This is a genomic window from Streptomyces sp. NPDC104226, assembly GCF_055584085.1.
Genome location: NZ_JBVJMS010000006.1, coordinates 267,227 through 280,406 on the forward strand (window position 1 = coordinate 267,227; position 13,180 = coordinate 280,406).

Below are 13,180 nucleotides of genomic sequence, written 5' to 3' on the forward strand. Positions count from 1 at the left end.
GGGACGCGGGCGCCCTGGGCGTCGTATCGTGTCAGCGGGGCCTGGGGGACGGGTCCGCAGCTCTCGGGGGAGGCGATGTGGAGGACTACGCGGGCCGGATCCTGGCCGAGCGCTACCGTCTGCCGTTGCCGCCGTCCGACGCCTACGAACTGATCGAGACCCGGGCCTTCGACACGCGCAGCGGCCAGGAAGTCCTCGTACGGCAGGTGCCGTTGCCGGAGGTCGTCGACGCGGAGCTGCTGGACGGCACGCGGGGAGGCCCGCCGGCCGCCGCGGGCCGGCGGCTCCCGCACGGTGAACTGCCCGCCGTGCGCCGGGCGATCGAGGCCGCGCAGGCGGCGGCGTCCGTACCGGACCATCCGCGGCTGGACCAGGTCTTCGACGTGTTCGCGGAGGGCGGGTCGCTCTGGATAGTGAGCGAACTCGTCCCGGCCAGGCCGCTGGCGGCGCTGATCGCCGACGAACCGCTGACCCCGTACCGGGCCGCGGAGGTGGCGGCGGACGTGCTGACCGCTCTGCGGGTGCTGCACGCGCACGGGTGGACGCACCGGAACATCACCATGCGGACGGTACTGATCTGCGAGGACGGGCGGGTCGTCCTGACGGGGCTGGCGGCGGGAGCCGCGGAGGACGCCCTGTGCGGGTACGACCCGGTTCCCCCGCGGGACGGTACGGACCCCTCCGCGGGTCCCTGGCCGGGTGGTGAGGCGGGCGGAGCCCCGGGACGGTCCGGGGCGGGAGCGGGGTACGGCGGCTCCTGGGGCGGGCCGGCGGCCGATGCCGGATATGTGCAGGGGGCCGGGCAGGCGTCCGGGCCCGGCGCGGGGCCGGTCGGCGGGGAGCCCGGAGGCCGGTACGACGGCCGTCACGAAGGCGCCGGTGCGGGTACGGGCGTCCAGGGCGGCGGGAACACGGCGCAGTACGCGCCGCTCGTGGCCCCGGGGTACGACACCGGGCCACGCTACCGGGACCACATAAGCCCCGGGACCGCGAACGGCCCCGACACTTCCGGGACTCCTGGTGCCCTCGGTACTCCTGGCGCGGCCGGCGCCCCTGATGCTTCCCGTGCTCCCGGTGCGGCCGGTTCCCCCGGCGTCTCCGGCGCTGCTGCCCCTGCCGGCGCCGCCGGGACCGCGGGCGCAGCGGGGGAGCGACCCGATCTGAAGGCCGCCGCGCGGGCCGGGGCCATCGCGGCGTACCGGGCCGGGGCCCAGGCCGCCGCGCGGATCACCGAGCAGCGCAGGGCCGGTTCGGAGCCCGTGCCGGAGCCGGAAGCGGAGCCGAGGCCCGAGGGGTCGAAGCTGCCGCAGGGGTACTCGTACCCGTACGGCGGCCCGGACAGCGGCGCGACCTGGCACGGCGCCACTCCGCGCCGCCAGGCCCTGCCCCCGGCCGAAGCGGAGCCGACGGCCCGTGCTGAGCTGCCGGCGCAACTCGCCCTGCCCCAGGGCTACCAGCAGGCGGACACCCCCGGGGGCCGGATCCCCGGGCAGCCTTCGCCGGGACCGGGCCATCCGGAGCAGGACCAGGCGGGCTCCGGCCGGCCGGTCGAGCGGGACGGCACCGGCTACGGCGGGCAGCCCCAGCTCGGACCGGGCCGCCCGGACCCGGCGGGCACCGGCCGGACCGGCCAGGCCGGCCCGCAGAACCCCGCCGGGTACGCGGTGGCGCCGGGGGCCGACGGGTTCGGCCAGGCCGGCCCGCAGGGCCCCGCCGGGTACGCGTTGGCGCCCGGCGCCGACGGGTACGGCCGGACCGGCCAGACCCACCCGGCCGGTGCCGGGTATCCCGCGGTGTCCGGGGCCGGTGGTCACGGGCAGGCGGGTCCGCAGGGCGAACCGCAGGGGGCCGCTCGGTCTCCGGCGGCCGCCGGGTGGGGGAGCGGGCCGCGGAGCGGGCTCGATGCGGAACGGGCCCGGCAGACGCGGATGGCCGTGGTCGGGGCCGTCACCGAGCGGTGGGCTCCCGAGCAGGCGCAGGCCGTGCACGGGCCGTGGCAGCTGGCCGCGCCGGTCGGGCCGGCCACCGACCTGTGGGGGCTCGGTGCGCTCCTGTACCGCGCCGTGCAGGGGCATGCCCCGTACCCCGAGGACAGCGTCGCCGAGCTCGTGGAGATGGTCTGCGCCGAGCCCCCCGCCTTCGCCGAGGAGTGCGGCCCGCTGCGTCCGGTCGTGGAGTCCCTGCTGCGCCAGGACCCGACCGAGCGCCCCGACTTCGAGGAGCTTCGCGGCTGGCTGCGCTCCCTCGTGCGGTCCGCTCCGGAGCCCGACGGCGGCTTCGCGATGCTCCCGCCGGCGGCGGCCCCGGACCCGGCCAGGCTGCCGGCCGCCCGGCGCCGCGCCGACCTGCACGGCCGGCACCGCAGTGCCGAACACCCCCGCAAGCCGCGCTCGCTGGGGCGTTCCCTGTTGCTCGGGATCCTCGTCCTGCTCTCGGGAGCCGTGGCCTACGCCCTGTTCTTCATGCCCCGCTCCACCGATCCGCAGGGCGGGCAGAAGGCCGCGGGCATGCGGCCGCCCGCCGCGAGCCCGTCGCAGAGCCCGGGCCGGAGCCCGAAGCCGAGCGCGAAGCCGAGCGGGTCCGGCCAGGCGCCGAGCCCCTCCGCGAACCCGCCCGAGTCCAAGCCCGCTCCGCAGACCAACGCTCCCGCTCCGTCCGGGTACACGGCCCAGCAGGACGCCGAGCACTTCTCGATCAACGTTCCGAACGGCTGGGAGCGCCGCGGAATGAACGAGTCCGGTCAGGTCCGCTACACGGAGGGGGACTTCGCGCTGACCATCGTCCCCGGCCGGGACAAGGTCGACGGCAACCCCGACCCGGCGACCTACCAGAAGGACAAGGAGCCCGAGCTGGCTCCGTACCGCTCCTCCACCTGGTCGAGCGTCAGCGACATCAAGTCGACCAAGGTCGGGAACCAGCTCCGCGTCACCGGCCGGTACACCTGGATCGACGGGAACGGCCGTTCCGTCGTGGCCCGCAATTTCGTCGTCGCGCTCGGAGGTTCCTACCACGTGGTCATGGTCACCGGCCCGCAGGACCAGGAGGGCAAGGTCACCGAGACCTTCGAGCAGGCGACGGCCAGCTACAAGAGCGGCGGCTGACGCGGTATCAGTACGGCGATTGCGTCACAGTGCGGCCCAGGTGCGGCCGAGTGGTTCCGCCGTCGCCCGGGATCTCCGTAGTCTGACCGGAAGTGCACAGAGCGGCGGCGGGGATTCGTGGAACAGCAGACAGGTGCAGGTGCGGTGCTCGCGGGCCGGTACCGGCTCGTGGAGCCCATCGGCAGGGGCGGCATGGGCAAGGTGTGGCGCGCGCACGATGAGCTGCTGCACAGGACGGTCGCCGTCAAGGAGCTGACGGCGGGGCTGTACGTCGCCCAGGCCGACCGGGACGTCCTGCACGCCCGGACGCAGAAGGAGGCCCGGGCCGCGGCCCGGATCCAGCATCCGGCGGTCGTCACGGTCCACGACGTACTGGAACACGACGACCGGCCCTGGATCGTCATGGAGTACATCGACGGCCCCTCCCTCGCGGACGCGGCGAAGACGGCCGGCCGCATCGAACCCCGGGAGGCCGCCCGGATCGGGCTGCACGTGCTCGGTGCGCTGCGCGCCGCGCACGCGGTCGGGGTCCTGCACCGGGACGTGAAGCCGGGCAACGTGATGCTCGCCAAGGACGGCCGGGTGATGCTCGCCGACTTCGGCATCGCCGCGATCGAGGGCGACTCCTCCATCACGCGCACCGGCGAACTGATCGGCTCCATCGACTACCTGGCCCCCGAACGGGTCACCGGCGGATCCCCCGACCCGGCCTCCGACCTGTGGTCGCTCGGCGCGACCCTGTACACGGCCGTCGAGGCCCTCTCGCCGTTCCGCCGCACCTCGCCCATCGAGAGCCTCCAGGCCGTGGTGAACGAGGAGCCGCCCGCCCCGGCCCACGCGGGCGCGCTGGCCCCGGTGATCACGGCGCTGCTGCGCAAGGACCCGGCGCAGCGGCCGTCGGCCGACGAGGCAGAGCAGATGTTCCTGCAGGCGATGGAGGGCCGGGAGCCGAAGGCGGCGCAGGCGTACGTCCCCACGCGCGCGATGGGCTCCGAGGAGCTGGGCGCGGCCCGGAACGAGCCGGCGGACACGGCCGAGCTGCCCGGTGAAGCGGGGCGGGGCCAGGGGCCGGGACAGGGCCACGGCCAGGACCAAGGGCAGCGCCAGGTCCAGGGGCCGGAGCAGGGCCGGGCCCCGGAGCCGGAGCCGGTGCTCGCCGCGCGGTCCGAGGCCGGACCGGGCAGTGCGGCCGGGCCGGGCCGCGGGGATGCCGGGGCCCCCGGCCGGATCAGGCGGGCCGCGGTCGTCGCCGTGGTGGCGGCGCTGCTCGGCGGCGGCGGGGTGTTCGGGATCCTGAAGTACACCGGCGGCTCGCCCGGGGGCGGCGGGATCCAGGGCCGGACGGCCGGTTCGCCGGACGCGTCGGCCGGTGCTTCGGCCGACGCCTCGACCGGCGTCGAGGACGCCAAGGGGAAGGCGGTGAAGGCTCCGCCGGCGGGCTGGAACAAGGTCGTGGACAAGGAGGGCTTCACCCTCTTCGTCCCGGACGGCTGGAAGCGCCGGGAGGACGGGTCGCAGATCGACTACACCGGGGACGGCGGCAAGCACTTCATCCGGATCGCGATGGATCGCAGGCCGACGTTCAAGGATCCGTACGCGCACCTGCTGGACCTGGAGAAGCAGGTCCAGAAGCGCTCCGACTACCAGCGTCTGACCCTCCACCCGAACACCTTCCGGGGGCAGGTCAAGGCCGCCCTGTGGGAGTTCGTCTGGACGGAGAAGACCGGGGCGTTCCCCGGGCCCCGGAAGGCCATCGAGCAGATGTACTACGCACCGGACGGCACCGAGTATGCGGTGTACATGTCGGGTCCGGTCGCGGACTGGGACACGACCCGGGAGCAGTTCGACGTGGTGCTCAGCGGCTGGGCGCCGGCCCAGTCCGGCTGATCCCCGGCCCCGCCCGGTGGATCCCGGCTGATCCCGGCGTCCGCCGGGTGCCGGGTGCCGGGTGCCGGGGTGTCCGGATTCGCGCCATCCTGCCAGCGATCACTGGCAGAAATGGCAAAATCCGGTTACCGGCGGGTACCCAAAGCACCCTCCGGCGCAATACGCTCACGGCCATGACGGACACGCAGGCCCCGGCCCCCCTCCGCAGCGCCCCGCAGCCCACCAACCCGGTCGCCCCCGCCCCGGCCGGCGCCCGGAGCGCCGCCGACGTGGTGACCCCCGAACTGGTCGCCCGGCTGACCCGCGGAGTGGCCGGCTCCGGCCGCACCGCCAACCACAGCCCCTTCACCGGGGACCGGCTCGCGGAGCTCCCCGAAGCCACCCCCGAGGACGTGGCGGAGGCCTTCGCCGCCGCCCGCGCCGCGCAGGCCGCCTGGGCCGCCGTGCCCGTCCGCGCGCGTGCCGCCGTACTGCTGCGCTTCCACGACCTGGTCCTCGCCCGGCAGGCCGAGGTGCTCGACCTGATCCAGCTGGAGACCGGCAAGGCCCGCCTGCACGCCCACGAGGAGGTCCAGGCCGTCTCGATCGCGGCCCGGCACTACGGCCGCAAGGCCCCCTCGTACCTGCGCCCCAAGGGCCACACGGGCGCCATGCCCACCCTCACCAAGGTCACCGAGCTGCGCCAGCCGCGCGGGGTCATCGGCCAGATCGCCCCCTGGAACTACCCCCTCGAACTCTCCATCGGCGACGCCCTGCCCGCCTTCGTCGCGGGCAACGCCGTCGTGATGAAGCCCGACACCGAGACCGCGCTCACCGCCCTGTGGGCCCGCGACCTGATGATCGAGGCGGGCCTGCCGGCCGAGGTGTTCCAGATCGTCCTCGGCGAGGGCCCGGTCGTCGGCCCCGAGGTGGTCCGGCACGCCGACTACGTTTCGTTCACCGGCTCCACGCGTACCGGCCGCGAGGTCGCCCAGGGCGCGGCCGCCCGCCTGGTCGGCGCCTCCCTCGAACTCGGCGGCAAGAACGCCATGCTCGTCCTGCGCGACGCCGACGTTGAGAAGGCCGCCGCCGGCGCCGTCCGCGCCTGCTTCTCCTCCGCGGGCCAGCTCTGCATCTCCATCGAGCGGCTGTACGTGCACGCCTCGATCGCCGACGAGTTCGTCGCCCGGTTCGCGGCCCGTACCAAGGCCATGCGCCTCGGATCCTCCCTCGCCTACGGCGCCGACATGGGCTCCCTGGCCGGCGAACGCCAGCTGGAAGCCGTACAGCGGCACGTGGACGACGCCGTGGCCAAGGGCGCCACCCTCGTCACCGGCGGCGTCGCCCGCCCCGACATCGGCCCGCTCTTCTACGAGCCGACCATCCTCGACGGCGTCGAGGCCGCCATGGCGGTGTGCGGGGAGGAGACCTTCGGCCCGGTCGTCTCCATCTACCGCTTCACCGACGAGGACCAGGTCATCGACGAGGCCAACGGCACCTCCTACGGCCTGAACTCCAGCGTGTGGACGAAGGACGCCCGCCGCGGCCACGCCGTCTCGGCCCGCCTGCGCACCGGCACAGTCAACATCAACGAGGGCTACGCCCCGGCCTACGGCTCCGCCCAGGCGCCCATGGGCGGCATGAAGGAATCCGGCCTCGGCCGCCGCCACGGCTCCGAGGGCATCCTCAAGTACACCGAGGCCCAGACCGTCGCCCACCAGCGGCTGCTGCCGATGGCGCCCTCGTTCGGGATGGACGACGAGAAGTACGCGGCGTTCATGACCCGCAGCCTCCAAGTAATGAAGGCGTTCCGGCTCCGCTAGTGCTTTGACCGGAAAGGTTCACCGGGGCGCGGCGCCCGGCACGGCACCTCGCCGCGTTGTCGGACCGCGGCGGTACGTCCAGTACGAGCCGCGGTCCTCCGCCTTGCGATCCACCGCACCGGACACCGCGCCCCGGCAAACCTTTCCGGCCGAGGCACCAGTCCGTCAGTCCGTTCCGTTTGGGAGGCACCGCAGTGTCGTACGACACCGACTACGACTACGACGTCATCGTCATCGGATCGGGCTTCGGAGGGTCGGTCTCGGCGCTGCGGCTCTCCGAGAAGGGGTACCGGGTCGGCGTCCTGGAGGCAGGACGCCGCTTCACCCGCGAGAGCCTGCCGAAGAACAGCTGGGACCTGCGCAACTACCTGTGGGCCCCGGCCCTCGGCCTGTACGGGATCCAGCGCATCCACCTCCTCGGCAACGTGATGGTCCTCGCGGGCGCCGGGGTGGGCGGCGGTTCCCTCAACTACGCCAACACCCTCTACGTGCCCCCCACCGCCTTCTTCGAGGACCGGCAGTGGGCGTCCATCACGGACTGGCACGACGAGCTCGCCCCCTACTACGACCAGGCCAAGCGCATGCTGGGGGTCCGGCTCAATCCGACGACGACCCCCTCCGACGTCCACCTCAAGGCGGCCGCCGCCAAGATGGGTGTCGCCGACTCCTTCCACATGGCCCCGGTCGGCGTCTTCTTCGGGGACGGCGAGGATGCCGAGGGACAGGGCAAGGTCCGCCCCGGCGAGGAGGTCGCCGACCCGTACTTCGGCGGTGCCGGGCCCGCCCGCAAGGCCTGCACCGAGTGCGGGGAGTGCATGACCGGCTGCCGGCACGGCGCGAAGAACACCCTCAACGAGAACTACCTGCACCTCGCGGAGCAGGCCGGCGCCGTCATCCACCCCATGACCACGGTCACCGCCCTCTCCGAGCATCCCGAGGGCGGCCACCGCGTCCGTACGGTCCCCACCGACGGCCGCCGCCGGGGCAAGGCCAAGGTGCTGCGCGCCCGCTACGTGGTCGTCGCGGCGGGTACGTACGGCACCCAGACCCTCCTGCACACCATGAAGGACCTCGGCGAGCTGCCCCGCCTCTCGGACCGGCTCGGCGATCTGACCCGGACCAACTCCGAAGGCCTCGTGGGCGCGCAGACCGACGACCGCCGCTACCGCAAGCGGCACGGCACCGGACCGGGCACGGCGCGGCGGGCGGACTTCACGCGGGGCGTGGCCATCACCTCCTCGGTGCACCCCAACGCCGACACGCACATCGAGCCGGTGCGCTACGGCAAGGGCTCCAACGCGATGGGGTTCATGACGATCCTCCAGGTGCCCTACTCCCCCCACCGGGTCCGTGCCTGGTTCGGGCGCACCGTCCGGCACCCGGTGCAGCTCCTGCGGTCCCTCTCCAACCGGCGCTGGTCGGAGCGGACCATCATCGGCCTGGTCATGCAGTCCCTGGACAACTCCCTGACCACCTACCGCAAGCCCGGCGGCATCGGGAAGGGCCTGCTCACGGCCCGCCAGGGCCACGGGGCGCCCAACCCCGTACAGATCGCCGAGGCCACGCAGGCGGCGACCCTGCTGGCCGAGGAGATCAACGGCTTCCCGGGGAGCAACATCGGCGAGCTCATGGGCACCCCGCTGACGGCGCACTTCCTCGGCGGCTGCCCGATCGGCGCCTCGCCCGAGGAGGGCGTGGTCGACCCGTACCACCGGCTCTACGGGCACCCGGGCATCTCGGTGGTGGACGGATCGGCGGTCTCCGCGAACCTCGGGGTCAACCCGTCGCTGACGATCACCGCGCAGGCGGAACGGGCGATGTCCTACTGGCCGAACAACGGCGAGCACGACCCGCGCCCGGAGCAGGGGGCGGCGTACACCCGCATGACGGCCGTGGAACCGGCCCGTCCGGCGGTGCCGAAGGAGGCCTTCGGCGCGCTGCGCCTGCCGTTCCTGGCGGTACCGGAGGTTCCGCCGCGCCCGGCGGCGCCCACCGAGTGAACGACCCCTGTGGGTAAACGACTGCGGCGGGCACCGCAATCCCCCTCCGAATGCGGTGCCCGCCGAACGCTATGGATGACAGCCGTCGGGCCCGGATGGTTGTAGCGGAATCCGGGAGTGGAGCTGTGGCGTCCGTCACATGGTGAAGGGGGCAACCGTGGAGGGCCTTCGCCGGTCATCACGGTCATGAGAAAGCGCATCTCCCTGCTGGCGGCAGCCGGCCTGGTGGCCGTCGGTCTGGCCGCCGCTCCCGCGAACGCCGCGGACCCGGTGTTCACGCTGACGAGCCCGGCGGAGATCGGCCTGTTCCCGCACCCGGGGCAGGGCGGCAAGCCGCAGAAGAGCACGGTCGACTTCCGCGTCGAGAACGAGGGCGATGCGCCCTTCGACCACGAGACCACCTACACGATCGACCTGAGCGCGCTCAAGGGCGTCGTCGACGTGGCGCTGACCCGGGAGCAGTCCAGCGGCTGCACCCTCTCCGCGTCGAAGGTCACCTGCAAGGACTGGGGGCTCTGGCACGGGAGCCAGGTCGTGTCCCTGGACCTGACCGCTGCCCGGGGCAGCACGGTGGGCACGGTCGCCGACCTGACGATGACCGGCGCGGCGGACGGCGCCACCTTCACGCCGACCACCACCAAGGTCAAGATCGGCGGCCCCGACCTGGTCATGGAGAAGGCGCGGCTCAAGGCGAAGGTGAATCCGGGCGAGCAGCAGCCCGTCCCGATCGTCTTCGGCAACACGGGCACCGAGTCGGTCAAGGGCGTGGCGCTGGAACTGCGCACCACGCACGGCCTGGGGCTGGTCGAGCAGTACGACAACTGCGCCTTCAGCGAGGACGACAGCGAGAGCCAGCCGTGGAACGTGGGCTGGGGCACCACGGTCTGCACCTTCGACAACGAGATCAAGCCGGGCGAGGTCTGGGAGATCGCCGACGCGCTGACGCTCCGGGCCGCCCCGCACGGCCTGATCGAGGGATTCATCTACGGGGTGCACCAGGCGGGCTCCGAGGCGAAGTCCGTCCAGAAGTCCAGCACGCCCCGGACGGGCAAGAAGATGGGCCTCAAGTCGCGCGCGGCCAAGGCGGCGCCGCGGGCGGCCGACCTCGACCCGTGGAACAACCAGCACGAGTTCGACCTCCAGGTGAGAAACACCGCCGACCTCGTGGCCTCGCCGGTCTCCCTCAAGGGCAAGGCGGGCGACACGGTCAAGGCGGAACTCGGCTTCCGCAACGAGGGCCCGGCCTGGGTCGCCTACCTCCGCTCCGGTGAGGACGTGGCCATGGCGGACATCGTGGTCCCGGCCGGCGCGAAGGTCACCAAGAAGCCGGACCGCTGCACGGGCGTCACGGCATCGGGCGGCTACCGCGAGCAGCAGCTCGGCGCTCCGCGCTACTTCTGCTCGACCACGCACGTCATCGGCGAGAAGCAGACGTACGGCTTCCCGTTCGAGATGAAGATCGAGAAGGTCGTCGAGGCCGCCACCGGTTCCGTCTCGGTCGGGCAGTGGTCCCCGCAGGGCGCCGACCCGCAGGAATGGGACCCGAACCACGCCAACAACCTGGCCGCCGTCGTGATCAACGGCAAGGACCCCCTCCCGACGCCGACCCCGGCCCCGACCACCCCGGGCCCGAAGCCGACGTCCTCCACGAGCCCGGCGGCCACGCCGGGTACGAGCACCACCCCGAGCCCGGGCGCCGGTACGGGCAACGGCAAGTCGCCGAACGGCGGCCTCGCCGAGACCGGCGCCGCGACCGGGCCGGTCCTGATCGCCGGTGCGGCGCTCATGGCCGCGGGCGGCGCGGTGTTCCTCGCCTTCCGGCGCCGGTCCACCGGCCGGGGGTAACGGGGAAGCGCGCGTCACGGGGGAAGCGCAGGACGCACGCCACGGGGGAAACAGAAGAACGGCCGGTCCGGGGCGTCCCCCGGGCCGGCCGTCCTCTGTGTGGTGACCGGGCTGCTGTCCCCTGCCGTCCGGTCACATGAAGGAGCGAGGTCCCACGACGCACGCCCGGCAGGGGGTGCGTCTCATCGCTCCCGAGGAGCCACGCGTGGTGCTGCGGTCCCGCACCTGGCTGGCACGGTCATCCGCATCAACGAAGGGCCGTGGGGGCGGTCACGGTCCGGACGGGTGACGAACAGCGACGCGGGCACCGGCGCGGGTGCCGGCCCCTCCGCGGGCCTCAGACCCGGCCGCGGCACAGCTCCAGCAAGGTCATCGCGAGTGCGGTGCCCGGCTTGCCGAGGGCGTCGCTCCAGTGGGTCAGGACCTCCATCTCCCGCGACAGGTGCACCCGGCGCCCGCCCGAGCCGATCCGGGCCTCCTGGATGACGGTCGAGACGGCCATCCGTTCCTGGATCAGGCCGATGATCCGGTCGTCGATGGCGTCGATCCGCTCGCGGGAATCGGCGATGAGCTGCTCGGGGGTGGTGACGGACACGGGGTTCTCCTGTCGGTGGGGGTCCGACCGGAGCGGGAAACGCCAGAGCGCCCCGGTCCTGTCGGACCGGGGCGCTCTGGGAAGTCAGCGGCTCAAGCGAGCATCACGATGACCCATGGCGACCGGACCGGCCGGTGCCATAGGTAAAGAGGAAGCTCAGCTGCTTGCGCATGGAGGGATTATGACCCTCTGTCCCGCTCCGTGCCAAGCCGGTTCGGACGGTGAGACGAAGAGGGGTATCCGCCCCCCGTTAGAATCGACAAAACAACCCCCTCTTCCGCCGGAAGGCCTGCCCCGTGCCAGAAGCCACCTTCGCCACCCACGACAGCGCCCCGGACACGGTTCTCGTCGTCGACTTCGGCGCCCAGTACGCGCAGCTGATCGCCCGCCGCGTCCGCGAGGCACGGGTCTACTCCGAGGTCGTGCCCAGCACGATGCCCGTGGCCGAGATGCTCGCCAAGAACCCGAAGGCGATCATCCTGTCCGGCGGCCCGTCCTCCGTGTACGAGGAGGGCGCCCCGCAGCTCGACGGTGCGATCTTCGAGGCCGGCATCCCCGTCTTCGGCATGTGCTACGGCTTCCAGCTCATGGCGGTCACCCTCGGCGGCACCGTCGACAACACCGGCTCCCGCGAGTACGGCCGCACCCCGCTGGCCGTCTCCAAGGCCGGCTCCACCCTCTTCGAGGGCACCCCCGAGAACCAGTCGGTGTGGATGTCCCACGGCGACGCCTGCTCCGCCGCTCCCGAGGGCTTCACCGTCACCGCGTCGACCGACGTCGTCCCGGTCGCGGCCTTCGAGAACGACGAGAAGAAGCTCTACGGCGTGCAGTACCACCCCGAGGTGATGCACTCCACGCACGGCCAGCAGATCCTGGAGCACTTCCTCTACCGCGGTGCCGGCCTGCAGCCCACCTGGACCCCCGGCAACATCGTCGAGGAGCAGGTCGCCCTCATCCGCGAGCAGGTCGGCGACAAGCGCGCCATCTGCGGCCTGTCCGGCGGCGTGGACTCCGCGGTCGCCGCGGCCCTCGTGCAGAAGGCCATCGGCTCGCAGCTCACCTGCGTGTACGTGGACCACGGTCTGATGCGCAAGGGCGAGACCGAGCAGGTCGAGAAGGACTTCGTCGCCGCCACCGGCGTGCAGCTGAAGGTCGTCGACGCACAGGAGCGCTTCCTGAACGCGCTGGCCGGCGTCTCCGACCCGGAGACCAAGCGCAAGATCATCGGCCGCGAGTTCATCCGCGTCTTCGAGCAGGCCCAGCTGGAGATCCTCCAGGAGGACGGCCCGGCGGTGGCCTTCCTGGTGCAGGGCACCCTGTACCCGGACGTCGTCGAGTCCGGCGGCGGCACCGGCACCGCCAACATCAAGTCCCACCACAACGTGGGCGGGCTCCCCGACGACATCGAGTTCGAGCTCGTCGAGCCGCTGCGCCAGCTGTTCAAGGACGAGGTCCGGATGGTCGGCCAGGAGCTCGGCCTGCCCGCCGAGATCGTCCAGCGCCAGCCGTTCCCCGGCCCCGGCCTCGGCATCCGCATCGTCGGCGAGGTCACCAAGGAGCGCCTGGACCTGCTCCGCGAGGCCGACGCCATCGCCCGCCACGAGCTCACGGCGGCCGGCCTGGACAAGGAGATCTGGCAGTGCCCGGTCGTCCTGCTGGCCGACGTCCGCAGCGTCGGCGTCCAGGGCGACGGCCGCACGTACGGCCACCCGATCGTGCTGCGCCCCGTCTCCTCCGAGGACGCGATGACCGCGGACTGGACGCGCATGCCGTACGAGGTGCTCGCGCGGATCTCCACCCGCATCACCAACGAGGTCCCGGACGTCAACCGCGTCGTCCTGGACTGCACGAGCAAGCCCCCGGGCACCATCGAGTGGGAGTAGTCCTCCCGCTCGCCCCGCTGTAGGACGAGGCCGCCGCTCCCGCTCGGGGAGCGGCGGCCTCGCCGCG

The 13,180-nt window shown here is 73.1% G+C and carries 7 protein-coding genes; 6 read left to right on the forward strand and 1 reads right to left on the reverse strand.

The features are described from left to right. Positions 1 to 77: 77 nt before the first annotated feature. The 5 genes from ACZ60J_RS20550 to ACZ60J_RS20570 all read left to right on the forward strand — a co-directional run bounded on the left by ACZ60J_RS20550 (position 78) and on the right by ACZ60J_RS20570 (position 10,635). Positions 78 to 3,101, forward strand: a complete 3,024-nt coding sequence (locus ACZ60J_RS20550; RefSeq protein ID WP_469683652.1) for a protein kinase — start codon at positions 78 to 80, stop codon at positions 3,099 to 3,101. A gap of 117 nt (positions 3,102 to 3,218) precedes the next feature. Beyond that, the gene (locus tag ACZ60J_RS20555; protein WP_469683654.1) at positions 3,219 to 4,988 is read left to right on the forward strand and encodes a serine/threonine-protein kinase; all 1,770 of its coding nucleotides are present in this window, start codon (positions 3,219 to 3,221) and stop codon (positions 4,986 to 4,988) included. Between the two features lie 173 nt (positions 4,989 to 5,161). Continuing rightward, positions 5,162 to 6,790: a succinic semialdehyde dehydrogenase gene (locus ACZ60J_RS20560; protein ID WP_469683656.1), complete on the forward strand. Its 1,629-nt coding sequence runs from the start codon at positions 5,162 to 5,164 to the stop codon at positions 6,788 to 6,790. A 194-nt stretch (positions 6,791 to 6,984) separates the two neighbouring features. Further along, a complete protein-coding gene (locus tag ACZ60J_RS20565; protein ID WP_469683658.1) occupies positions 6,985 to 8,790 on the forward strand; it encodes a GMC oxidoreductase in 1,806 nt (601 codons plus the stop codon). A 186-nt stretch (positions 8,791 to 8,976) separates the two neighbouring features. Then, positions 8,977 to 10,635, forward strand: a complete 1,659-nt coding sequence (locus tag ACZ60J_RS20570) for an LPXTG cell wall anchor domain-containing protein (RefSeq protein ID WP_469683660.1) — start codon at positions 8,977 to 8,979, stop codon at positions 10,633 to 10,635. A gap of 337 nt (positions 10,636 to 10,972) precedes the next feature. Here the strand turns inward: ACZ60J_RS20570 and ACZ60J_RS20575 are convergent, their stop codons facing one another. Further along, complete coding sequence (locus ACZ60J_RS20575; RefSeq protein ID WP_469683662.1) at positions 10,973 to 11,230, reverse strand: chorismate mutase; 258 nt, start codon at positions 11,228 to 11,230, stop codon at positions 10,973 to 10,975. Between the two features lie 296 nt (positions 11,231 to 11,526). Between ACZ60J_RS20575 and guaA the strand changes: the two genes are divergently transcribed. Beyond that, complete coding sequence (gene guaA, locus ACZ60J_RS20580; RefSeq protein WP_469683664.1) at positions 11,527 to 13,113, forward strand: glutamine-hydrolyzing GMP synthase; 1,587 nt, start codon at positions 11,527 to 11,529, stop codon at positions 13,111 to 13,113. Positions 13,114 to 13,180 lie beyond the last annotated feature (67 nt).

What these genes read in the sequence shown, in the direction of transcription:
- ACZ60J_RS20560 (WP_469683656.1), top strand. Translation starts at nt 5,162, where the DNA reads ATGACGGACACGCAGGCCCCGGCCCCCCTCCGCAGCGCCCCGCAGCCC.
- ACZ60J_RS20570 (WP_469683660.1), top strand. Translation starts at nt 8,977, where the DNA reads ATGAGAAAGCGCATCTCCCTGCTGGCGGCAGCCGGCCTGGTGGCCGTC.